Consider the following 23264-nt stretch of genomic DNA (forward strand, 5'->3'; position numbering starts at 1 on the left):
AAGAAGAGGGCAGGATCTGCGTTGAACCGACATGCATCAGCTGCTTCGGCTGCAACGAAGGGGGAATCTGAGGTGCTGAACGAAGCTCCGTCCGCTCTCGTCAGAAATGGCGATTCGGACACATCCGCTTCATCGGCGAAGTCGGTCAAGGCCGCCGCCACCTATGTTAAGCCGCGTGAGAGCGCCGGACACGATGCCGTCGTGGCCCTGCGCGAGGACATCCGCGCCAAGCTCGTCTACGTGATCGGCAAGACGCCGGAGGCCGCCCGCGAGCGCGACTGGTTCGCCGCGACGGCTCTGGCCCTGCGCGACCGGATCGTCGATGCCTGCTACCGGGCCCAGTCCGGCACCGTGCCGGACAAGCGCGTCTACTATCTCTCGCTCGAATTCCTGATCGGCCGGCTCCTGTCGGACGCGATGAACAATCTCGGCCTCGTCGAGACCACCCGGGCGGCGCTTCGCGACCTCGGCGTCGATCTCGCCGATGTCGAGGGGGCCGAGCCCGACGCGGCGCTCGGCAATGGCGGCCTCGGACGGCTCGCGGCCTGCTTCATGGAGAGCATGGCGAGCCTGTCGATCCCCGCGATCGGCTACGGCATCCGCTACGACCACGGCATCTTCCGCCAGTCGCTGGAAGACGGCTGGCAGCGCGAGGCGCCCGAGACCTGGCTCGCGGAGGGCAACCCCTGGGAGTTCGCCCGGCCGGAATCGACCTACACGATCGGCTTCGGCGGCCACGTCACCATGACGAGCCAGGGCGACCACCACATCCGCCGCCACTGGCACCCGGCCGAGACCGTGAACGCGGTGGCCTACGACGTGCCGATCGTCGGCTGGCGGGGCAAGCACGTCAACGTCCTGCGCCTTTGGAAGGCGGAGGCCGACGCGCCGGTCGAACTCGCCCGCTTCAATGCCGGCGACCATGTCGGCGCGGTGGCCGGCCGCGCCCGGGCCGAGGCGATCTCGCGGGTGCTCTACCCGAGCGACTCGTCGGCCGAGGGCCAGGAACTGCGCCTGCGCCAGGAGTTCTTCTTCACCTCCGCCTCGCTGCAGGACCTCGTGCGCCGGCACGTGGCGGAGCGCGGCTCCCTGCGCTCCCTGCCCGACCACGCCGCGATCCAGCTCAACGACACGCATCCGGCGATCGCCGTGCCGGAGCTGATGCGCATCCTGATGGAGGACCACGGCCTCTCCTGGGAGGATGCGTGGCAGATCACCACCCACACGCTGCACTACACCAACCACACCCTGCTGCCCGAGGCGCTGGAGACCTGGCCGGTCGAGCTGATGGAGCGGCTGCTGCCGCGCCACATGCAGATCATCTACCTGATCAACTGGCTGCACCTCGAGGAGCAGAGCAAGAACGCAAAGGGCCGGACATCGGGCGGCCCGTTCGACGTATCCACCGTCTCGCTGATCGACGAGTCGCACGGGCGGCGGGTGCGGATGGGGCCGCTGGCCTTCCACGGCTCGCGCCGGGTCAACGGCGTCTCGGCGCTCCATAGCGAGCTGCTGAAATCGACCGTGTTCAAGGATCTCCACGCGATCGAGCCGGAGAAGATCATCAACAAGACCAACGGCATCACCTTCCGCCGCTGGCTGCACAACGCCAACCCGGAGCTGACGGCGCTCGCCGTCGAGGCGGCGGGCGAGGACGTGCTCGACGATCCGACCCGGCTCGAGAGACTCGTGCCGTTCGCCGACGACGCGGACTTCCGCAGGCGCTACGCGGCGATGCGCAAGATCCGCAAGCAACGCCTCGCCCAGGTGATCGCCGAGCGCACCGGCGTCACCGTCGATCCGTCGGCCTTGTTCGACGTGCAGATCAAGCGCATCCATGAGTACAAGCGCCAGCTCCTCAACCTGATCGAGACGGTGGCGCTCTACCAGGCGATCAAGCGGGCGCCGCACGAGGACTGGACCCCGCGGGTCAAGATCTTCGCCGGCAAGGCGGCGCCGAGCTACGTGCAGGCCAAGCTGATCATCAAGCTCGCGGGCGACATCGCGAATGTCGTCAACAACGATCCCGAGATCGGCGACCGGCTGAAGGTGGTGTTCCTGCCGAACTACTCGGTGAGTCTCGCCGAGGTGATCATCCCGGCGGCCGACCTCTCCGAGCAGATCTCGACCGCCGGCATGGAAGCCTCCGGCACCGGCAACATGAAGCTCGCCCTCAACGGCGCGCTCACCGTCGGCACGCTCGACGGCGCCAATATCGAGATCAAGGACCATGTCGGCGCGGAGAACATCTTCATCTTCGGCCTCGACGCCGAAGGGGTGCTCGCCCGCGCGGGTGAGCCGGACTATGCCGCCAAGGCGATCGCGGGCTCCCCGCGGCTGGCCGCGGCGCTCGACGCCATCGCGGGCGGCACCTTCTCGCCGGACGATCCCGGCCGCTTCGTCCCGCTCGTGGACGAGCTGCGCCACGGCGACCGCTACCTGACCACGGTCGATTTCGAGGATTACTGGCGCGTCCAGCGCGAGATCGACGCGGCCTGGAAGCGCCCGGCGCAGTGGTGGCGCGCGGCGATCCTCAACACCGCGCGGATGGCGTGGTTCTCCTCCGACCGCTCGATGCGGGAATACGCCGAGGAGATCTGGCGGGTGAAGGTGGCCTGAGGGCCGGCAGGATCGTGTCACGAAAGGAAGGGAGCGGCCGGATCGGCCGCTCCCTTCTTCGTTCTCGGATCAGGGGGGCAAGCCGCGGTCGCCCATCGCCGACAGGCTTCAAGCCGTCTCGGGCGGGACTACCGTTCCGACGCGGTCGGAGGGCGAACATGGGGAAGGTCGATGGGATCGGCGGCTCCGCAGGCCGCGTAGTTCCGGCGAGCCTCGGTCAACGACAGTCCACGATTGGGGCCGCCGCGGACGAGATCGGCATCGTGGTCGTCCTGCCCGTCGTCTTCCCAGAAACAGACGGGGCAGATTTCGAATCCACCCCGTTCGTCGAGCGTGAGGCAGCGGCAGCAGGGACAGCGGTGGTCTGCCCTCGAATGGTCCGTAGCCATGAACCTTGCCCACTGAACGGCGCGCGATCAGTCTTCCCGATGACGGGAGAAACCACGCGCCGGAGGTGTGATACCGTTCCCAATGGATTGGTTCGGTTCAGCCCCACCCCGTCATCCCGGGGCCGCGCAGCGGAACCCGGGATCCACCCGTGATGCGCGGCTCAATGTGGCATCACGGATGGATTCCGGGTTCGCCTCCGGCGTCCCGGAATGACGGGAAGCAGAACCGAAGGAATCAACCGAAAGCCGTGAGACCCTCACGCCCCCGGCTCGAGCGGGATCGGGTAGTACCGCGCCCCCGCCGCGGCGGCCAGAACCTCCACCGCGCCGAGCGTCGAGGGGCAGCCGGAGGCGTGCACCACGTCGGTCGCCCGTAAGGTGGGGATGTGGGCGGTGAGCGGGCCGGGGCGCACGTCGGGCGCCCGCTGGCGGTGGCGGTCGGCGGCGAGCGTGATGCGGGTCACGCCGGTGGCGCGCAGCCATTCGAGCGACGGGCGCATGTAGAGGTCGAGGGGATCGCGGGCGCCGACCACGAGGCAGATCTCGCGGGCCGGCTCGACGTAGCGCGCGGCGCGGGCGATGGCCCAGATGCCGGCGAACCCCGTCTCCGCCGCCACCAGCACGAGGCGACCGCCGCCGGGGCGGTAGGTGCCGTTGCCGACGGGACCCTTCACCTTCAGCGCGCGGCCGGGCTCGATCGCGCAGCCGAACAGGGCGGTGAGATCCTCGGCGCACTCGCCGCGCAGGTGGAAGACGAGTTCGTTCAGCTCCGCCCCGCCCTCGACGCCGAGCGTCGGCGTGAGCGTGACCGGGCGACCGCCCTCGACCGTGACGACGACCTGATCGCCCGGCTCGAAGGGAAGCCGCCGCTCCAGGGTCGCGACCACCTGCACGACCCGCGGCGCCAGCGCCGTGATCGTGTCGATGCCGCCGGTGCGGCGCGCAAGGGTGCGGGCGAGCGTCCGGGCGGGCGACCTGACGGGCCGGATCGTCGCGTCGGGGTCGGGGGCCGACAGCGTCACCGCCTCCGCCCGCCGGGCCCGGACGGGCAGCCGACGCGAGGCCGGGCCGGCGCCCTGGCCGAGAAGGCCGGTCATCGGCGCGATCACGCCGTCCGCCAGAGCGGTTTCCAGGGAGGTGTCGCCGGGGGAAACCCGCAGCGACTGGCCGTTGACGACAAGCGAGCAACGGGCGCTCGTGGGAGCACGCATGGCGGCAACCCGCTCCGATCAGATGTCAGGTGTCGTGAAGGATCAGCGCGGATCGTGGATCAGGCGCTCGACCAGGGCAGCCCAGCGCGCCCGCACGGCCTGCGCCTCCTCGCCGAGCGTCTCCGCCTCCGCGAGGCCGAGGCTGCTGCGAAGGGCCTCGCTCTCCCGGCGTTCGGCGGCGAGCGCCGCCTTCATCATCGCCACTTCGAGGCGCAGACGGGCGAGATCCGCCTCGCCCGCGGCCGCTTCGGCCGGCACGGGAGCAGGGGCTTCCTCGGAGATTTCGACGGGGGACTCGGCGACGGCCTCGACCGGAGCGTCGGCCGCCGCGTCGGCGACGACCGAACGCGGCTGCGCCGCGCCGGCGAGATGCGCATGGATCGGCCGCGTCATCAGGCGCCGCATCGCGTTGCCGGAGGGGGCCGGGCTCCTGCGTCTCGTCGCCTCGATCATCGTCCATCCTCAGACCGTCGGGCGCCGAACAGGCGGCCCGGATACTTCAGGTGGACCTTCCGCCAACATGGTTAAGGGAGGTTTAAACGAAAACCCGAGCGACCCGCCTCATCGCGGGACCAGGGGCCGGGGTCAGGCCGCCTCGGGGGCGGCGCCGACGAGCTGGCGGGCCTGGAGCACGGTCATCGGCTCGCCGAAGGCCGCCCCTTGTGCGTAGTCGCAGCCGAGTTCCTGCAGCCCCTGCGCGTCCTCCTCCGACTCCGCCCCCTCGGCGATGGTGGCGAGCCCCAGTTCCTGCCCCATCCGCAGGACCGAGCGCAGCATGGCGGTGCGGCCCTGGCCCATCTGGCGCACGAAGCTCTGGTCGATCTTGATCGTGTCGAAGGGGAAGCGCTGGAGATAGGAGATCGCCGAGTAGCCGGTGCCGAAATCGTCGAGGACGAGGCCGGCGCCGAGGTCGTGGATGCGGGTGAGCATCTGAGCGGCGTATTCCGGGTTCTCCATCACCAGCCCCTCGGCCATCTCCAGCTTGAGCGAGCCGGGCAGCACGCCGGTGCGGGCGATCACCGTCTTCACGTCGTGCAGGAGGTCGTGGCGCAGGAGCTGGCGCGAGGAGACGTTGACCGAGGCGAAGATCGGCGGCTCGACGTCGAGGGAGCGCTGCCAGGCGGCGAGTTCGAGCGCGGTGCGCTCGATCGCGAAATTGCCGAGCGGGACGATGACGCCGGTCTCTTCGGCCACCGGCAGGAAGGTCGAGGGCGGGATGCGGCCGAGCTTCGGATGGTCCCAGCGCAGCAGCGTCTCGAAGCCGGCGACGGTGCGGTCTTCGAGCCGCACGATCGGCTGGAACAGCACCTTGATCTCGTTGCGCTCCAGCGCCTTGCGCAGGTCGGCCTCCAGCATGAGCCGGTCGGAGCGCTCCAGCCGCATGTTGGCGCGGAACACCTCGATCCGGTCGCCGCCGCCGCGCTTGGCCTGGATCATCGCCATCTCGGCGTTCTTGAACACTTCTTCGCGCCGCGTCTGTCCCGTGCTCTGGCCGCCGGCGCCCGGCGTCGCCTCGTGGAGCGCGATGCCGATGGAGACGGTGAGGAACACCTCGCGGTCGGCGTAGGTGACGGGGGTGGCGATGGCGCGCCGGATCATCTCGGCGAAGGAGAGGATGCGGTCGGGCTCGCGCTCGGAGAGCAGGATCACCGCGAATTCGTCGCCCGCGACCCGGGCCAGGGTGTCCTGCGGGCGCAGCAGCCGCCCGAGCCGGCGCGAGAGGGTGAGCAGGATCGAATCGCCCGCCGAGAGGCCGATGGCGTCGTTGATCGCCTTGAACCGGTCGATGTCGAGGGCGATCACCGCGGGCTTGAGGCGCGGATCCTGGCTCGCCAGCGCCAGCGCCGCCTCCAGCCGGTCGTGGAACAGCTCGCGGTTCGGCAGGCCGGTGAGGCTGTCGTGCACGGCGTCGTGCAGCAGCCGCTCCTCGGCGGTCTTCGCCTCGGTGACGTCGCTGATGGTGCCGACGATGCGGATCACCTCGCCGTCGGTGCCGATCACGGGGCGCGCCTTGAGCCGGTACCACGCGTAGGGGCCGTCCGCCGAACGCAGGCGGAAATCGTGGATGATGCGCCCGCGCCGCTCCTCGATCACCGTGTCGAGGGCCGCCGAGTAGCGCTCCACGTCGAAGGGATGGAGCAGGCCGAGCCAGTTCGCCGCCGGCCCTTCGAGAGCGCCGCGCTTGAGCCCGAGCTGCGCCTCGATCTCCGGGCCGGCGAAGACGCGGTCGCTGGGCACGTCCCAGTCGAACACGATGTCGCCCGCCCCCGTCAGCGCCAGCGCCCGGCGCTCGGTGTCGGAGACGAGGCTGTGGCTCAGGCCGCCGCCGGCGAAGGCGTGCTGCATGACCGTGAAGCCGATCAGCATGACGATGAGCACGAGGCCGCCGATCAGTGCCGGCTGCACGAGGTCGGAGCCGATCTGCCCGGTGATGGCGAAGCCCGCCGCCACCACCCAGACCAGCAGCAGCAGCCAGGTCGGCACCAGCAGGATGGCCCGGTCGTAGCCGTTATGGACGGCGAGATAGAGGATCAGCAGGAGCCCGACGCCCGCCACCGCGGCGATGGAGATGCGCGCCACGCCCGCCGCCACCGGCGGGTCGAACACCGCGAGCGCCACGAGGCCGGCGAGGAAGGTCAGCCAGAAGAAGGCGACGTGGCTGTAGCGCACGTGCCAGCGCGACAGGTTCAGGTAGGCGAACAGGAAGACGAGGAGCGTCGCCCCGAGCACGGCTTCGGCGGAGGCACGGTAGATCCGCTCGGCGAGTTCGGTGACGGGGAAGACCCGCTGCAGGAAGCCGAAATCGATGCAGGCATAGGCCAGCACCGCCCAGGAAAGCGCGGCCGCCGCGGGGAAGATGATCGCGCCCTTCACCACGAAGATGATGGTGAGGAACAGCGCGAGCAGCCCGGCAATGCCGATGATGATGCCCTTGTAGAGGGTCAGCCCCGAGGTCTTCTTGCGGTAGGCGTCCTGATCCCAGAGGTAGACCTGGGGGATGTTCGGACCCTTCAGCTCGGCGACGTAGGTCACCGTCGTACCGGGATCGATGGTGATCAGGAACTGGTCGGCGTCGAGGCTCTCGTCGCGCTCCGGCCGGATCCCCTCGCTCGCGGTGATCGCGGCGATGCGCGAGCCGCCGAGATCGGGCCAGATCACTCCGGAGCCGACGAGGCGGAAATGCGGGGCGACAAGCAGGCGGTCGATCTGCTCGTCGGTGTCGTTGGTGAGCGCGAACACCATCCAGTCGGGCCGTGCGCCCGCCTCGCGCGCCTTCACCGCGATGCGCCGCACGATGCCGTCCTTGCCCGGCGCGGTGGAGATCTGGATCAGGTCGCCGTCCGAGCGGTAGCGCTCGATCGTCGGCGTCAGGTCGATCGCGGGCGCGTCGAGGGTGACGCGCACGGCCTCGACCGCGTAGGCGGGGGCGGTGGTCCCGAGGAGGCAGGCGAGGGAGCCCGCCGCGGCCGTCAGGATCGCGAGGACCAGGGCAAGGGCCAGTGAAAGCGTGCGCAACGGGCGATTCTTGACAACCGGCTTGAGCGGTGGGGGCGAGCGGCCAAGTCGTATCGGCGGCTCCCCGCCCCCGCAAGGCAAGCCGGCCGTGACGCGCGGCCCGCCCACCGCTCTTTCGGAGGACCGCGTCACGCGGATCGCGTGGCTTTGCGGCCAAAACAAGTTGGGAGCGGTCGCCGCGGCCTCGCTTGGGCCGGTGCGGGCGGGTAGAGCGGGGGCTATGCGAAGGATCGGACGACAAAGCCGAAAAACCCTCCCCCCATTCGATCTCGGACTTGTCCGAGGTCTGCACCCAGCTGCCCAGGTCGGGCAGGCCCGACACGGGTGGGGGAGGGTGGCCGCGGAGCAGGGGGAAGAGGGGCAGCGCGACGGTGCCGCCCTCGGGCGGCGTAGGCTCAGTGGAAGCGGTGCTCCCCTCATCCGGCCTCCTTCGGGGGCCACCCTCTCCCGCGGAGGGGAGAGGGCCTGCTCGCGATTTCCGGCAGCGCGATGACCCTCGCCCCCCTCCTCATCGTGCCGCTGGCGGCCCTCCTGTCCGCCGGGCTCATCGTCCTGCTGAAGCCGCTGCTGCGGCGCTACGCCCTGGCCCGGCCGAATGCCCGTTCCAGCCACCGGGTGCCGACACCCCAGGGCGGCGGGATCGCGATCATCGCCGCCGCGCTGGTCACGACGGCCGTCCTGGCCGTGCCGGCCGGGATCACGCTCGAAGGTGCCGAACTGCCGGTGCTGGCACTCTCCGTTCTCGTGCTCGCCGCGACCGGCGCCGTCGACGACATCCGGCCGCTGCCGGCCTCGCTCCGGCTCGTGATCCAGGCGGGGGCAGTCGCCGCCGTCGTGCTCACCGCCGAGGGCCGTCTGCTGCCGGAAGCCCCGCTCTGGCTGGAACGGGCCTTCGCGATCCTTGCCGGGCTCTGGTTCGTGAACCTCGTCAACTTCATGGACGGGCTCGACTGGATGACGCTGGCCGAGTTCGTGCCGCCGTTGGCCTTCCTGTTCGCCCTCGGCCTCGCGGGCCGCTCCGCGCCGGAGCCGACGCTGGTCGCCGGGGCCCTGCTCGGCGGGCTCATCGGCTTCGCGCCGTTCAACCGCCCGGTGGCGCGGCTGTTCATGGGCGATGTCGGCTCGCTGCCGGTGGGGCTGATCGTGGCGTGGCTGCTGTTCCGCCTCGCGGGCGAAGGCGGGCTCGCCGCCGCGCTGATCCTGCCGCTCTATCCGCTGGCCGACGCGACGCTCACCCTGCTGTGGCGCCTGCGGCGGGGCGAGCCGGTGTGGCAGGCCCATCGCAGCCATTATTATCAGGTCGCCACCGTCAACGGCTTCTCCGTGCCGGGCGTGGTCGGCGCGGTCTTCGCCGTGCAGGCGGCGCTGGCCGCTTTGGCGGGCGCGACCTTGCTTTGGCCGTCTCTGCCCGTCACGCTCGCCTGCCTCGTCGTCGCGGCGGGGCTCGTCGGATGGCTGCTGCGCCGGTTCGCGGCGCCGCGGATCGCCAGCGCGTGAGGGAAAACGGGTGAGCGGAAAGCTGATCGCGCTGACGGGAGCCACCGGCTTCATCGGACGCCACCTGCTGCGGTCGCTCTCGGCGCGGGGCTATCGGGTGCGGGTGCTGCTGCGCCGGCCGGTCGCGGTGCCCGACGGCGCGAGCGGCGCGGTGGTGGGCGATCTGGCCCGGCCGATGAACATGGCCGCCGCGCTCGCCGGCGTCGATGCGGTGGTGCATTCGGCGGGCCTCGCCCACGCCATGTCCGGCGCGCCCGAGGACGATTTCCGCAATTCCAACACCGAGGCGACGCGCACGCTCGCGGAAGCCGCGCAGCGGGCCAAGGTGGGACGCTTCGTCTTCCTGTCCTCGATCCGGGCGCAGGCCGGTTCGAGCGCCCCGGCGCCCCTCTCCGAGGCGGACGCGCCGGCGCCGACCGATCCGTACGGCCGCTCGAAGCTCGCCGCGGAGGGAGCGCTGGCGGGGACCGGGCTCGACTGGGTCGCCCTGCGCCCGGTGCTCGTCTACGGCGCCGGGGTGAAGGGCAACATGGCGGCGCTGTTGACGCTCGCCCGCACGCCCTATCCGCTGCCGCTGGCGAGCCTGACCGGCCGCCGCTCGCTGGTCTCGGTCGAGAGCCTCGCGGGCGCGGTCGCCACCGTTCTGGAAACCCCCGGCCCCCTGCGGCGGCCGCTGGTGGTGGCCGATCCCGATCCGCTGACCCTGCCCGAGATGCTGGCCGCGCTCCGCGCCGGCCTCGGCCGCGGGCCCGGCCTGCTGCCCTGCCCGGTGCCGCTGATCGGGCTCGCCTGCCGCGCCGCCGGCCGCGAGGCCGCCTTCGACCGGCTGTCCGGCTCGCTCGTCGCCCGTGCCGAGGGCCTGGAGGCCCTGGGCTGGCGGCCGGCGCAGGCGTCGCGGGACGGGCTCGCGGCGCTGGCGCGGGCCGGCGGTTGAGGGCTCAGGCGGCCTTGAGCGCCGCCGCCGCGTCGAGGGCGCCGGCCAGCGCCCGCTCGCGGGCCTCCGACCCCAGGGCGATCCCTTCGGCGACGATGATCTCCGGCGCCGTGATGCCGATGAAGGCCAGCACCGTGCGCAGATAGGTCTCCGCGTGCTCGGCGGCGGCGGCGGGGGTGCCCGGTCCGTAGAGGCCGCCGCGCGAGACGACGGCGATGACCCGCTTGCCGCCCGCGAGGCCCTCGGCCCCGGACGGTCCGTAGCGGAAGGTGACGCCCGCCACGAGGATGCGGTCGATCCAGGCCTTGAGCTGGCTCGACAGGGTGAAGTTGTAGAGCGGCGCGCCGATCACCACGATGTCCGCCGCGAGGAATTCCTCCAGCACCTGCCGCCCGAGATCGACGTCGTGCTGCACGTCTGGCGTGTTCGTGGCGTTCGGCTGCGCTCCGGCGAGGACCGCGCCGGAGAGGTGCGGCAGCGGCGTCCGCGCGAGGTCGCGGTAGGTGACGTCGAGACCGGGATGCTGCGCCCGCAGGCGGTCCACGATGGCCGCGGAGACGGTCCGGCTGACGGAATGCGGCCCCAGGATGCTGCCGTCGACGTGAAGGAGCTTCATGTTTGATCCTCGGTATCAGAAATGAACCGAGGCGCTATAGATAACCACCACCATCCGCGCGCAAGGAGGCACATTCTTGGAACCCGGGCACATCGAGGGAACCGACGCGACGCCGCGGCCCGACCATTCCGGGCAGGATTGCCGCCTCGTCGGCACGGTGCTGGCGCGGATCGGCGACAAGTGGAGCGTCCTCGTCGTCATGATGCTGGGGGACGGTCCGCGGCGCTTCAACGAGCTGAAGCGGATGATCGGCGGCATCTCGCAGCGGATGCTAACCTTCACCCTGCGCGGGCTGGAGCGCGACGGCCTCGTGACGCGCACGATCTTCCCGACGATCCCGCCGCGGGTCGATTACGAGCTGACCGAACTCGGGCGCTCGCTCCGGGAGCCGATCCAGGCGCTCGGCGCCTGGGCCTTCGCCCACCTGCCGGAGATCCAGGAGGCCCGCGCCCGCTTCGACCGCCGCGACGGCGACGGAGCCTGAGCCTCCGGGCTTTAGCCTCAGGCGGTCGCCGCCTCGGCGGCTTGCGCCGACGGGGCGATGCTCTCGGGCGTCGTGTTCGGAACCGCCCCGGCCCGGTTGCGGAAGTCGGGGATCGCCTCCTCGAACACGGCTTCCGCCGCCGCCCGGTCGCCGCGCGTCACCGCCTCGCGCAGGCGCTCGGTCCAGCCGGCGAGCACCGTGCGGTCGGCGAAGACCGGCTTGGCCGCCATCACGCCCTCGATCCCGGCCAGCGCCACGCGCGGCTCCTCCTTGGCGAAGAGGATCTCGTTGAGCCGCTCGCCCGGCCGCGCGCCGGTGACCTGGATCTCGATCTCCTCGCCGGGCTCGAAGCCGGCGAGCCGGATCATCCGTTCGGCGAGGTCGCGGATGCGCACGGGCTGGCCCATCTTCAGCACGTAGACCGCCGCGCGCTGGTCGCCGGCATCGCCGCGCCCTTCCGCGTCGGCGTGGGAGGCGGCGGTGAGCACGAGGTCGGACGCCTCGCGCACGGTCATGAAGTAGCGCACCATCTCGGCGTGCGTCACCGTGACCGGGCCGCCGCGGGCAATCTGCGCCTTGAACACCGGCACCACCGAGCCCGCCGAGCCCAGCACGTTGCCGAAGCGCACGGCGATGAGCCGGGTCGCCGCCGGGCCCGAGCGTTCCGCGTCCAGCGCTTGCGCGACCATCTCGGCGAAGCGCTTGGTGACGCCGAGCTGCGAGACCGGCTCGATCGCCTTGTCGGTGGAGATCATCACCAGGGCGCGGGCGCCGGCCGCCACGGTGGCGTCGGCCACGTTGATCGAGCCGAACACGTTGGTCTTGATGCCCTCCGCCCAGTCGCGCTCGAGATAGGGCACCTGCTTCAGCGCCGCGGCGTGGAACACGTAGGTCGGCCGGAAGTCGCGGAGGATGGCGTGCAGCCGCTCGCGGTCGCGGATGTCGGCGAGCGCGCCCTCGACCTCCGCCTCGGCGTGGAGCAGGGCCGGGCCGTTGAGGACCGCGTGCAGGGCCGGCTCCGAATTCTCGATCACGAGCAGCGCCGAGGCGCCGAAGGCGACGGCGCGGGCGCAGATCTCCGCGCCGATCGAGCCGCCGCCGCCGGTCACGACGACGCGGGCGCCGGCGAGGAAGCGTTCGAGCCGCGGCCGGTCGATGGCGACGGTCGGGCGCAGGAGCAGATCCTCGATCTCCAGCGGCGCGAGTTCGGCGTCGCGCATCCCCTCGCCGAGGCTGGTGACGCGGGCGAGCGGCAGGCCGAGCCGCCGGGCGCGGGCGATCAGGTCGTCGGGCTCGGATTCGGGGGCCAGCGCGCTCGGCGTCGCCACGAGCCGGCGCACCGGCAGGCCGCGGTTGGCCAGGTCGGCCACCACCTGTTCGAGGTCGCGGAACCCGCCGAGCACGGGGACGCCGCGCATCATCTGGCCCGCCTCGTCCGCCCGCGGCGAGAGGATGCCCTTCGGCGAGAGCCGCTTCACCGAGCCGGATTCGATTGCCCGCAGGACGATCTCGATGTCGGCACCGCGGCCGAGCAGCAGCGTCGGCGTGGTGGCGCCCCGCGCCTGGCTCTGCCGCGAGCGGGCGTATTTCAGGTAGCGGAAGGCCAGCCGCGGCCCGCCGAGCAGGAAGATCTGCAGCACCCAGTAGAGGGCGATGGCGACCTTGCCGAAGAAGTAGAACCCGTAGAGGTTCGAGGAGACCAGCACGTAGTCGAGCACGAGCAGCGTCAGCGCGGTGACGCTGGCGGCGCGCACGATGCCGGCGAGGTCGGGCAGCGAGGCGAAGCGCCACTTGGTGCGGTAGAGCCGGAACCACGCGTAGATCAGCCCGGCATAGGCCAGGAACGGCGGCAGCAGCAGCGGCAGCGCGTGCAGGCGCTCGGCGAGCGCCCCGTCCTGGAAGCGGAAGACGAAGGTCAGCACCACGGCCGCCGCGGTCGCGGCGAGGTCGTGGACGACCATCACCGCCGTCTTGAAGGTGCGCTTCTGCATGGTGCTTTGTGTCAGAGCATCGGCCCGAACGAGGATGCCGGTTTCCGGCCGACGGCCGATGCTCAGGCCGAGCGCGGTATCGGCGCCGACCGGGGGGATGTCAACGCGCGGCGCGGACCGCCTTGGCGACCGCTCCGTCCGCATCGCCGAGATCCGGGGCGTCGATGTGGCGATAGCGCGCCTGGATCAGGCCGAAGGCGCCGAAGGCGAAATGGCCGGCGGCGACGATGGCGAGCAGCACCCAGCCGTAGGGCTGAGCCCTGAGGGCCGAGAAGGCGCCCGACAGGCCGGTTGCATCCGAGGAGGCCTGCGTCCAGGCGGCGGTGAGCACGAAGCCGCCGATCATCAGGAAGACGAGGCCGCGCGCCGCGTAGCCGAACCGGCCGAGCCGGGCGGCCCATGTCTCCGAGCCCGAGGGAAGGGAGAGCCGCTCGGTGACGTTGCCCTTCCAGGCCTTGGCGGCGTAGCCGATCCCGGCGCCGACGATGCCGAGGCCGACGATCCCGACGAGCCACGGGCCGAGGGGCTGGGCGAGCAGCCACTTGGTCCAGTCCCGCACCCCGTCCCCGCCGGCGGAGGCGCGGCCGATGCCGAAGGCGAGCTGCCCCGCGGTGAGGGCGAGGCCGGCATAGATCACGGCGCTGATCAGGTGGGCACCGCGCACGGCGAGGGCCTTGGGCGAGCGCCCGCGCCGGTCCGCGTCGGTCGCGCCCTCGACGAGGCGCCACAGGGCGAAGCCCGCGAGGCCGAGCGCGATCAGCCCGACGATGACGACGCCGAAGGGGCCGCCGAGCACGGCGCGGATCGCGCTCTTGCTGTCGCCGGCCGAGCCGCCTTGCCCGAAGGCGGCGAGCACGGCGAGCGCCCCCACGACGCAGTAGACGACGCCGCGGGCGCCGTAGCCGAAGCGGGCGAAGTGCTCCAGCGCGTTGTCGTTCCGGCTCCAAGCCATCCCGGTTCAGTCGCGCTCGCGGTCGGGCTTGCCGGCCAGCGCCACGTAGAAGCCGAGCCCGTCGCCCGCGGGCAGCGTCTGCAGCCGGTCGATCCAGCCGCGGCGCTTGGCGTCGAGGAGCTGGCGCCCGATCGGCTGGAACAGGGTCTCGCCCCCGCCCTCCGGCGGCGGATCGAGGCGGATCGCCACGGTCTTGCCCTTGGCGAAGCGGCTGCGCTCCAGCATGTCGGTCAGCGAGGCTTCCGCGGTCGGGCGGTTGGCCCCGCGCAGATCGAGCACCGATTCCGCGTCGGTGACTCCGAGCGAGCCGCGCAGCTTGTTGGCGTAGTAGTCTTCGAAATGGGGCAAGGCCGGTCCCGCGCGGGTTCGTCGTCTAGAAGGCGATGTCGTCGTAGATCTCGGCAACGGCTAAGCGGCCGCCGAGTTCGGGCAGGTCGATCGCGGCGTTCAGGTCCCGGGCCTCGAACGCCCAGAAGCCGTCGGCGTCGCGCCGCCAGACCTCGACCCGCGGCTCGTCCTGATAGACGATCAGGGAAACCTTGAGCGAGGCGACGCTGCGATAGAAGTCGGTCTTGCGGCCGCGGTCCCGGCTCATGGTCGAGGGCGAGAGCACCTCCGCCACGAGGACGGGGTCGCGGGCATAGCCGTCCTTCAGCATCGGGCCGCCGCGCACCACCACGTCGGGGATCGGCGCGAAGGTGTCCATGGCCTCGCTCAGCACGGCGATGCCGGGAACGGCGCGGCAGCCGCGGTCTCGCCCGAATGACCGGAGGTGCCGGACCAAGTTCGCGACGATCTGCTGATGCCGCTCGCTCTGCGGCGCCATCGGCACCGGCTCGCCGTCGATCAGCTCCCAGCGTTCCTCGTCGGGAAGGGGAGCGACCCAGGCCTGATACTCCGCGACCCGCATGCCGGGGTCGCGCCGAAGGGCGAGCGCCATCGAGGGACCTCCGAGAACGAGCCCGATGCTAGCATCGCCCGTCCGGCAGGCAAGCGCTCTGCGGTGCAGGATCAGAGGGTGAGGCGCGCATAGACCTTCGAGACCGGCAGCGTGCCGCCGAGTTCGGGCAGCTCGATGACCGTGTCGGGGCCGGCGAGCTGGACCGTCCAGTCCGGCGCACGGCGCCAGACCTCCACCCGCGCCTCGTCCTGATGCACGAGCAGGAGCACGGCGAGCGAGGGGATGCTCTGGTAGAACTCGGTCTTGCGGCCGCGGTCGAGCAGGAGGGTCGAGGGGGAGAGAACCTCGACGACGAGCAAAGGATCGCTGGTGTAACCGTCTTCCGGCGGCTCGCCGCATTGCACCACCACGTCCGGGATGGGCGCGTAGTCATCCATGGCCTCGCTCAGGATCGCGAGTCCCGGATAGGCACCACAGCCTCGGCGCTCGGCGAGGTCGTCGAGATGCTTGGCGATATTCATGACGATGCGCTGATGCCGGCCCTTGGCAGGCGACATCAGCACCGGCACGCCTTCGATCAATTCCCAGCGCTCGCCGTCCGGCCGCGTCGCGGCCCAATCCCGATACTCGACAACCCGCATGCGTGTATCGCGGCGCGCCGGTACAGCCATCGCCGTCGTCTCCTGTGCGAAGGCCGGAACGTAACGAAAAAGGGCCGCCCCGAACAGGGCGGCCCCAATGACCTTCAGCGCAGAAGCACTCAGCCGTGCACGAGCACGTTGCGGAACTGCCAGGGATCGCTCGGATCGATGTCCTCCGGGAACAGGCCCGGACGGTCGGTGAGCGGGGTCCAGTCGGTGTAGACGCCCACGACCGGGCCGAGATACGGCGTCTGCACGTCCAGGCAGCGGCGGAAGTCGATCTCGTCGGCCTCGACGATGCCGGCCTCCGGATTCTCCAGCGCCCAGACCATGCCGGCGAGCACGGCGGAGGTCACCTGAAGGCCGGTGGCGTTCTGGTAGGGGGCGATGCGCCGGGTCTCCTCGATGGAGAGCTGCGAGCCGTACCAGTAGGCGTTCTTCTTGTGGCCGTAGAGGAGGACGCCGAGCTCGTCGATGCCGTCGACGATCTCGTTCTCGTCGAGGATGTGCTGGCGCTCCTGCACCTTGCCGGCATTGCCCCACATCTCGTGCAGCGAGAGCACGGCGTCGTTGGCCGGGTGATAGGCGTAGTGGCAGGTCGGGCGGTAGACCGCCTCGTCGCCCTCGCGGACCGTGTAGTAGTCCGAGATCGAGATCGCCTCGTTGTGGGTCACGAGGAAGCCGAACTGCGCGCCCGCGGTCGGCACCCAGGTGCGCACGCGGGTGTCGGCGCCGGGCTGGAGCAGGAAGATCGCGCAGCGCGAGCCCTTGGTCTGGCCCTCGGCGTTGGCGGGCTTCCAGGTCTCGTGCGTGCCCCAGCCGAGTTCGGCCGGCTGGTTGCCCTCGGAGACGAAGCCCTCGACCGACCAGGTGTTGACGAACACGCCCATCGGCTTCGGATGCTTGGCGCGCTGGGTGTCGCGCTCGGCGATGTGGACGCCCTTGACGCCGAGTTCGCGCATCAGCGCGGCCCATTCCTCGCGGCTCTTCGGCTCGGGGGTGGTCGAGCCGGTATCCTTGGCGATGTTGAGGAGCGCCTGCTTGACGAACCACGAGACCATGCCCGGATTGGCGCCGCAGCACGACACCGCGGTCGGGCCGCCGGGGGCGGCGCGGCGGGCGGCGAGGATGTTCTCGCGCAGCGCGTAGTTCGTGCGGTCGGCCTGGCTCAGGTCCTTGTCGAAGTAGAAGCCGGCCCAGGGCTCGGCCACCGTGTCGATGTAGAGCGCGCCGAGTTCGCGGCAGAGTTCGAGGATGTCGCGCGAGGAGGTGTCGACCGACAGGTTCACGCAGAAGCCCTGGCCGCCGCCCTCGGTGAGGAGCGGGGTGAGAACGTCGCGGTAGTTCTCCTTCGTCAGCGCGACCTTCTCGAACCGCAGGCCGTGCTTGTCGGCGAGATCCTTGTGCGCGTCGGACGGGTCGATGACCGTGAAGCGGCTCTTGTCGTACGTGAAATGCCGCTCGATCAGGGGAAGGGTTCCCCGCCCGATCGAACCGAAGCCGATCATGACGATCGGGCCGGTGATGCGGCCGTGGACCGGCCAATCCTTCTGCGGGCCATCGGACATGCGCGGACACTCCTTGTCGAGGCTGCTCTACGGTTGAGAGCGGCGTGCTTGATGCCTGGAAATGACGAGCGGATGACGGTTCGGCGCCTGCCGGTCAACCGGTCGGTTCAAGAGAATGTTGCGGAACTGTGAAGGAAGCGGAGCCTCGGCCATGACTGAATCGCATGGCTCAAGCGAGTTCGCGTCGGAGGTGCGCGCTGAGGAAGCTGCCTATGTTGCGATGCAACAAAAGAGGGGACGTCCAGGAGCCGCCAGCACGCACAGGGATTTGAGCTATGCTGACCGTTCTCACCGCCCCGACCCTGCATCCGGAAGTCGAGTCGCTCGACCGCGATCCGGGCATCATCACGCTCCTGAGCGCCCTCGTCCGCAACAGCGGCCACGCCGTCCACGCCGCGGCCCGGCATGCCCGCGCCTACCACGCGAGCGCGAGCCGGCTGTCGTTCTCCTCCGCGGCGTGGCCCTATCATCGCTGAGGTCGCGGGGACGATGACCGCTCGCTTCGAGGCGGCGATCCGCGGCGTCGAGAAGTGATGACAGTTTTATGACAACGGTGCGAACCGGCTGAGCCGTTCTCGGGTTGACCGGAGAGACCTGGGCGGACACCGCCCCGGGGCGGAGCGCAGCCATGATCTTCCGCAGCATCGGTGAACTCATCGAGGGCCGGCCTCTCCACGCTGTCGGCAGCCATGAAACCATCCTCGAGGTCTGCCGCCGCCTCGACGGCCACCATGTCGGTGCGCTGGCGGTTCTCGACGGCGACGAACTCGTCGGCATCATCAGCGAGCGGGACGTCGTGTCCCGCGTCGTCGCCCGCGGGCGAAGCCCGGCCGAGACGCCGGTGCGGTCGGCGATGACGCCGGATCCGAAGACCGTCGAGATCGGCGACGGCCTCGCCGACGCGCTGCAGGCGATGCTCGACGGCCATTTCCGCCACCTCCCGGTGATGCGGGACGGCCGGGCGGTCGGCATGATCTCGATGCGCGACATCCCGACCGAGTACCGCCTCATGTACCAGCGCTTCCGCGAGGCGCGGCAGGCGCAGGAGGCGGTCGAGGCCTGACGGCGGTCCGGAGGGAGGCGGGCGGAGCCGCCCTCACCGTGGGATCAGGCGGCGCGTCGTCGCGCGGCGACCGCGGCGATGTCGGCGGCGACCTCCGGTAGGGTGTCGAGCGCGCCCGTCGCGCGCAGCACGCCCGCGGCGCCTTCGAGCGCGCCGGCCGCGAGTTCCAGTCCGAGGAAGCGCTCGCGCTCGAACGGGCCGGGCATGTAGAGGTCGGCGGCCTTCGCCTGCGCGAAACCGAAGCGGGCGTAATAGGGGGCGTCACCCACCAGCAGCACGGCACCATGGCCGAGGTCCGCGGCCTTGGCGAGGGCCCCGCGCATCAGCGTTCCGCCGAGACCGACGCCCTGCAGCGCCGGATCGACCGCGAGCGGGCCGAGCAGAAGGGCCGGACGGCCGCAGCCGGTCTCGACATCCCACAGCCGCACGGTGCCGACGAGCTTTTCGTCCCGCACGGCGGAGAGGGCGAGGCCGCGCGCGGGACGGCGGCCCTCGCGCAGGCGCTGCGAGGTCTTCAGGAAGCGGCTCGGACCGAAGCAGGCGTCGAGCAGGTGCTCGCGGGCTGCGACGTCCGAGGCGATCTCATCGCGGATCTGGATCACGGCCGTACCCTCCCAGGTCGCTGACAAGCGGGAAGAAACAGCCCTCGCACCCGCGGGAAGCGGGCCGTCCGGGACACATCGACGGGCGCGCCTCGTGAGGCGCGCGGCTCTTCTGAAGGGAAAGGCGTGAACGAAGCCTGACCGGCCCCGCAGCGGAGCGCGGGGCCCCGCGCGGATCAGATCACGATCTGTTCGAGCGGCGGGAAGCCGTTGAAGGCCACCGCGGCGTAGGTCGTGGTGTAGGCGCCCGCGCCCTCGATCCACACCTTGTCGCCGATCGAGAGGGAGACCGGCAGCGGGTAGTGGTTCTTCTCGTAGAGCACGTCGACCGAGTCGCAGGTCGGGCCGGCGACGACGCAGGGGCTCATGCGGTCCTCGTCGTGGTCGGTCAGAATCGCGTAGCGGATCGACTCGTCCATGGTCTCGGCCAGCCCGCCGAACTTGCCGATGTCGAGATAGACCCAGCGCACCTCGTCCTCGGCCTCCGACTTCTTGGAGACGAGAACGACCTCGGCCTCGATCATCCCGGCATTGCCGACCATGCCGCGGCCCGGCTCGATGATCGTCTCCGGGATCCGGTTGCCGAAATGCTTGGTCAGCGCGCGGAAGATCGCGTCGCCGTAGGATTCCACGCCCGGCACCTGCTTGAGGTACTTGGTGGGGAAGCCGCCGCCGAGGTTGACCATCGACAGGCCGATGCCGCGCAGCGCGCATTCGCGGAAGATCTCGGAGGCCGAGGCGAGCGCCCCGTCCCAGGCCTCGGTGTTGGCCTGCTGCGAGCCGACGTGGAAGGAGACGCCGTAGGCGTGCAGGCCGTGCCGGTGGGCGTGCTCCAGCACGTTCACCGCCATCTCCGGCTCGCAGCCGAATTTTCTCGAAAGGGGCCAATCCGCGCCCGCACCGTCGCACAGGATGCGGCAGAAGACCTGGACGTCGGCGGCCGCGACCTCGGCCTGCGTCGTCGCGGAAAGAATCTTCTCGACCTCGGCCTGGCAATCGACGGCGAAGAGGCGGATGCCGAGCTTGAGCGCGCGGACGACGTCGCGCTCCTTCTTGATGGTGTTGCCGAAGGAGACGCGGTCGGCGGTGGCGCCGGCGGCGAGCGCCATCTCGATCTCGGCCACCGAGGCGGTGTCGAAGCAGGAGCCCATCTCGGCGAGCAGGCGCAGCACTTCCGGGGCCGGGTTCGCCTTCACGGCGTAGAACACGCGGGTGTCGGGCAGCGCGCGGGCGAAGGCGGTGTAGTTGTCGCGCACGACCTCGAGGTCGAGCACCATCACCGGACCCTCGTCCCGGCCGAGATCACGGCGCGCGCGCAGGTAATCGCGGATGCGATCGGTCATTGGTCGTCCCCACCACAGGTTCGAGGCGCCATCGTCGGGCGCGAGATCGAATCGGGACGGCCCGGACACGAGCCGTCGGCGTCAGGGGGCGATGCGTCGCATCATCCGTGCGCTTTGGAGACGCGCGGATGGCAACAGGCGCAGAGCACCCGGAAGCTGCCGTGGATTGGATGGGGGGAACCCCAACCGCACGCCGGGCAAGGAAAAACAAGCCTCTTCGGTGTCGGCCTTTGGAGGAGCCGACGAGACCAAAAAAGCCCGTTCGTCGTTGCTTTAAGCTGCGTCCCCCGTGGAGAGCGGGGTTCGCCGGTTTCGCCTCCGGCTGCCGGTTGTTGTTGGAGTCTGGTGTTGCCACCCGGATGCCGGCCGTAGGGATCCACCCTTGCGACCATCGATCCTTTAAGACCCCTGGCGGCTGTCCGGCAGTTGACCGGATGCCCACCAACCGACACGCGGCCACAGGCACGTGCGAAATTGGGCAGGGGCGATATACGGCGGAGGGCTCCCGGCGACAAGGGAAAAAGGCCGATTCCACTCTGGATTTCGGGGATCGAGGGCGGCCGGGCGGGATTGTGGCGCGAAAGACGCACCGTCCCCCAGCACGGGTCCGGACGACCCCTTCCCAAGCCCGACCGAAGCGGCCATTGAACCGTGGCATTTCGGAATGGGATCATGATCCGCGCCAGAGGCCATCACCCCAATGAAAGCCGCCCCGCGCAGACGCCGTCGGCGGGGGCACCCTCCCGCCGGGACGTGATGGCGGGCCTGGCCGGCGCCGGCCTCGCCGCGGCCCTGCCCGCCGCCGCCGAGGAGGGAGCCCGGATCCCGTCCTTCGCCGAACCTGTTCCCTTCGAGCCCGGTGTCGTCGAGCGCTGGGCGCAGGCGCTCGCGGCGCGGCCCTTCGACGGAGGCTTCCCGCCGCTGCCGCCGCCGCTGGCAGACCTCGATTACGACGCCTATCGCGACATCCGCTTCCGGAAGGAGCGCGCCTTTCTCGGCGAGGCCGGCGGGCCGTTCCGGCTCCAGCTGTTCCACCGGGGCTTCCTGTATCCGAGGCCCGTCGCGGTGAATCTCGTGCGCGACGGGGTCAGCACGCCGATCGTCTACGATCCGGCCCTGTTCGATTTCGGCCGCACGCGGATCGAGGGGACGCTGCCGAGCGACCTGAACTTCGCCGGCATCCGGATCCACGCGCCGCTCAACCGCCCCGACCGCCTCGACGAACTCATCGTCTTCGTCGGTGCGAGCTATTTCCGCTTCCTCGGCCAGGACCAGCTCTACGGCCTCTCCGCCCGCGGCCTCGCGATCGGCACGGATGGCGACGGGGAAGAGTTTCCCTTCTTCCGCGCCTTCTTCATAGAGGTTCCGCCCGAGGGCGCGACGGCGCTGACGATCCACGCCCTGCTCGACAGCCCCTCGGTCGTCGGCGCCTACCGTTTCATGGTCGAGCCGGGCCGGAACACGAGCGTGCGGGTCAGCGCGACGCTCACGCCGCGACGGGACCTGGCCACCGTCGGAATCGCGCCGCTGACCTCGATGTTCTTCATCGGCGAGACCGACCGCGGCCACAGCGACGACTACCGGCCGGAACTGCACGATTCCGACGGGCTGCAGATCGCCGCCGGCTCCGGCGAGTGGCTGTGGCGGCCGCTCGACAACCCGCAGAGCCGGCGGATCTCGACCTTCCTCGACCGCGACCCGAAGGGGTTCGGGCTGATGCAGCGCGACCGCGCCTTTGCCAGCTATCAGGATCTGGAAGCCGGCTACGAGCGACGCCCCGGCTACTTCGTCGAGCCCGAGGGGGCCTGGGGCGAGGGCAGCGTCGTGCTGATGGAACTGCCGACGGACAACGAGACCGCCGACAACATCGTCGCCTTCTGGCGCCCGAAGCAGCCCTATCCGGCGGGAAAGTCGGTGCGGCTCGCCTACACGATCCGCGCGCATACGGGCGAGGACCTCCACCCGAACGGCAAGGTGGTGAACACCTTCATCGCCGAGCCCGCCGCGAGCGGCGCGGCGCGCAAGGCCAACGCGGCCGCGGATGCCGCCCTCCTGCGCAGCCTGCGCTTCCTGATCGATTTCGGCGGCGGGGGCTTGGCCCGGATTCCCGGAGAGGCGCCGCCCGAGATCGTCGCGGACGCGAGCCTCGGCCGCATCGTCGCGACCTCGATCGTGCCCAATCCCCATATCGGCGGCTTCCGCGTCGCCCTCGACGTCCGCCTCGACGGGCCGGGCACCACCGAATTGCGGGTCTATCTGAAGAAGGACGATCAGGCCCTGACCGAGACGTGGTCCTATCCCTGGAGCGCGGCGTGAGCACCCGGACCGGGCGCGCCGCCGCCCGCCTGCCCGTGGAGATCCGGCCGGCCGGCCTCGCCGACCTCGACGCGCTGGTGGCGCTCGAACACGCCGCCTTCGCCACCGACCGGGCCGAGCGGCGGGCGATCCGCCACGCGATCCGTTCGGCCAGCATGACCCTTCTCGTCGCGATCATCCGGGAGCGGGCGGAGGGCGGCGAGGCCGAAATCCTCGTCGGCGCGGCCACCATGGAGCGGCGGCGCACCAGCCGCGTCGCCCGGCTCTCCTCGCTCGCCGTCGCCCCCGCCCGAACCGGCCTCGGGCTCGGCCGCCGGCTGCTCGAGGCGGCGGAGGCCGATGCCCGCGCCCATGGCTGCGAGCGGCTGCGCCTCGAAGTGCGGGCCGACAACGGCAGCGGCATCCGGCTCTACGAGCGGGGCGGCTATGCGCGGACCGGGACGAAGCCGGACTACTACGAGGACGGCATGGAGGCGGGCTGCTACGAGAAGACGCTGACCGGGGGCTGACCCGCGGCGTCACCTTGCCTTGTGCACCGCAGCGCAGGTGCGCCAGCGCACTGGCGAACCGGAGGGCCGGATACAAGGTTCAGCCCACCCGAAGGCCGCTCTCGCGCTCATG

The 23264-nt window shown here is 70.8% G+C and carries 21 protein-coding genes; 8 read left to right on the forward strand and 13 right to left on the reverse strand.

The features are described 5' to 3' along the window. The first annotated feature begins 72 nt into the window (after positions 1-72). Complete coding sequence (locus tag ABS772_RS04995; RefSeq protein WP_350392680.1) at positions 73-2619, forward strand: glycogen/starch/alpha-glucan phosphorylase; 2547 nt, start codon at positions 73-75, stop codon at positions 2617-2619. A 128-nt stretch (positions 2620-2747) separates the two neighbouring features. Here ABS772_RS04995 and ABS772_RS05000 read toward each other — a convergent pair whose 3' ends face one another. The 4 genes from ABS772_RS05000 to ABS772_RS05015 form a co-directional block, all read right to left on the reverse strand. After that, positions 2748-3008, reverse strand: a complete 261-nt coding sequence (locus ABS772_RS05000; RefSeq protein WP_350392683.1) for a CPCC family cysteine-rich protein — start codon at positions 3006-3008, stop codon at positions 2748-2750. A 257-nt stretch (positions 3009-3265) separates the two neighbouring features. Continuing rightward, a complete protein-coding gene (locus ABS772_RS05005) occupies positions 3266-4219 on the reverse strand; it encodes a ferredoxin reductase domain-containing protein (RefSeq protein ID WP_350392686.1) in 954 nt (317 codons plus the stop codon). Between the two features lie 42 nt (positions 4220-4261). Then, entirely contained in the window at positions 4262-4672 is a 411-nt protein-coding gene (locus ABS772_RS05010; protein ID WP_350392689.1) for a hypothetical protein, read from the reverse strand. A 132-nt stretch (positions 4673-4804) separates the two neighbouring features. Next, positions 4805-7735, reverse strand: a complete 2931-nt coding sequence (locus ABS772_RS05015; protein ID WP_350392691.1) for an EAL domain-containing protein — start codon at positions 7733-7735, stop codon at positions 4805-4807. A 489-nt stretch (positions 7736-8224) separates the two neighbouring features. Here ABS772_RS05015 and ABS772_RS05020 point away from each other — a divergent pair, with 489 nt between their 5' ends. Then, complete coding sequence (locus tag ABS772_RS05020) at positions 8225-9232, forward strand: MraY family glycosyltransferase (protein ID WP_350392694.1); 1008 nt, start codon at positions 8225-8227, stop codon at positions 9230-9232. A 10-nt stretch (positions 9233-9242) separates the two neighbouring features. Then, entirely contained in the window at positions 9243-10166 is a 924-nt protein-coding gene (locus tag ABS772_RS05025) for an NAD-dependent epimerase/dehydratase family protein (RefSeq protein ID WP_350392697.1), read from the forward strand. Between the two features lie 4 nt (positions 10167-10170). Here the strand turns inward: ABS772_RS05025 and ABS772_RS05030 are convergent, their stop codons facing one another. After that, complete coding sequence (locus ABS772_RS05030; RefSeq protein WP_350392699.1) at positions 10171-10782, reverse strand: FMN-dependent NADH-azoreductase; 612 nt, start codon at positions 10780-10782, stop codon at positions 10171-10173. Between the two features lie 76 nt (positions 10783-10858). Between ABS772_RS05030 and ABS772_RS05035 the strand changes: the two genes are divergently transcribed. Then, positions 10859-11266: a winged helix-turn-helix transcriptional regulator gene (locus tag ABS772_RS05035; RefSeq protein ID WP_350392703.1), complete on the forward strand. Its 408-nt coding sequence runs from the start codon at positions 10859-10861 to the stop codon at positions 11264-11266. Between the two features lie 17 nt (positions 11267-11283). On the opposite strand, the gene ABS772_RS05040 is transcribed toward ABS772_RS05035, so the two are convergent. From ABS772_RS05040 to ABS772_RS05065, 6 genes are all read right to left on the reverse strand, one after another. Further along, positions 11284-13257, reverse strand: coding sequence for a nucleoside-diphosphate sugar epimerase/dehydratase (locus ABS772_RS05040; RefSeq protein ID WP_350392706.1), 1974 nt, complete (start codon positions 13255-13257; stop codon positions 11284-11286). A 100-nt stretch (positions 13258-13357) separates the two neighbouring features. Then, positions 13358-14209 (reverse strand): DUF1206 domain-containing protein, encoded by an 852-nt coding sequence (locus tag ABS772_RS05045; RefSeq protein WP_350392708.1) that lies wholly within the window; start codon positions 14207-14209, stop codon positions 13358-13360. A 6-nt stretch (positions 14210-14215) separates the two neighbouring features. Continuing rightward, positions 14216-14557: a hypothetical protein gene (locus tag ABS772_RS05050; RefSeq protein ID WP_141951228.1), complete on the reverse strand. Its 342-nt coding sequence runs from the start codon at positions 14555-14557 to the stop codon at positions 14216-14218. A gap of 25 nt (positions 14558-14582) precedes the next feature. Continuing rightward, positions 14583-15149: a Uma2 family endonuclease gene (locus tag ABS772_RS05055; RefSeq protein WP_350392711.1), complete on the reverse strand. Its 567-nt coding sequence runs from the start codon at positions 15147-15149 to the stop codon at positions 14583-14585. A gap of 71 nt (positions 15150-15220) precedes the next feature. Further along, on the reverse strand, positions 15221-15781 hold the full coding sequence (locus ABS772_RS05060) for a Uma2 family endonuclease (protein WP_350392715.1): 561 nt from the start codon (positions 15779-15781) through the stop codon (positions 15221-15223). An 89-nt stretch (positions 15782-15870) separates the two neighbouring features. After that, complete coding sequence (locus ABS772_RS05065; RefSeq protein WP_350392718.1) at positions 15871-17319, reverse strand: homospermidine synthase; 1449 nt, start codon at positions 17317-17319, stop codon at positions 15871-15873. A 275-nt stretch (positions 17320-17594) separates the two neighbouring features. Between ABS772_RS05065 and ABS772_RS05070 the strand changes: the two genes are divergently transcribed. Continuing rightward, complete coding sequence (locus tag ABS772_RS05070; protein WP_238255551.1) at positions 17595-17795, forward strand: hypothetical protein; 201 nt, start codon at positions 17595-17597, stop codon at positions 17793-17795. 152 nt (positions 17796-17947) lie between these two features. Next, positions 17948-18382 carry a CBS domain-containing protein gene (locus ABS772_RS05075; RefSeq protein ID WP_350392722.1) on the forward strand — a complete coding sequence of 145 codons (435 nt, stop codon included), beginning with the start codon at positions 17948-17950 and terminating at the stop codon, positions 18380-18382. 44 nt (positions 18383-18426) lie between these two features. Here ABS772_RS05075 and ABS772_RS05080 read toward each other — a convergent pair whose 3' ends face one another. Both ABS772_RS05080 and ABS772_RS05085 read right to left on the reverse strand, forming a co-directional pair. After that, positions 18427-18984, reverse strand: a complete 558-nt coding sequence (locus ABS772_RS05080) for a GNAT family N-acetyltransferase (protein ID WP_350392724.1) — start codon at positions 18982-18984, stop codon at positions 18427-18429. A gap of 176 nt (positions 18985-19160) precedes the next feature. Continuing rightward, positions 19161-20327: a type III PLP-dependent enzyme gene (locus ABS772_RS05085; RefSeq protein WP_350392727.1), complete on the reverse strand. Its 1167-nt coding sequence runs from the start codon at positions 20325-20327 to the stop codon at positions 19161-19163. A 672-nt stretch (positions 20328-20999) separates the two neighbouring features. Here ABS772_RS05085 and ABS772_RS05090 point away from each other — a divergent pair. Then, entirely contained in the window at positions 21000-22643 is a 1644-nt protein-coding gene (locus ABS772_RS05090) for a glucan biosynthesis protein G (RefSeq protein WP_350392731.1), read from the forward strand. After that, a complete protein-coding gene (locus ABS772_RS05095; protein WP_350392733.1) occupies positions 22640-23152 on the forward strand; it encodes a GNAT family N-acetyltransferase in 513 nt (170 codons plus the stop codon). Before ABS772_RS05090 ends, ABS772_RS05095 begins: the two co-directional genes overlap by 4 nt. The last annotated feature ends 112 nt before the right edge of the window (positions 23153-23264 follow it).

This window comes from Methylorubrum podarium, from assembly GCF_040270385.1.
GTDB classification, from domain to species: Bacteria; Pseudomonadota; Alphaproteobacteria; order Rhizobiales; family Beijerinckiaceae; genus Methylobacterium; species Methylobacterium podarium.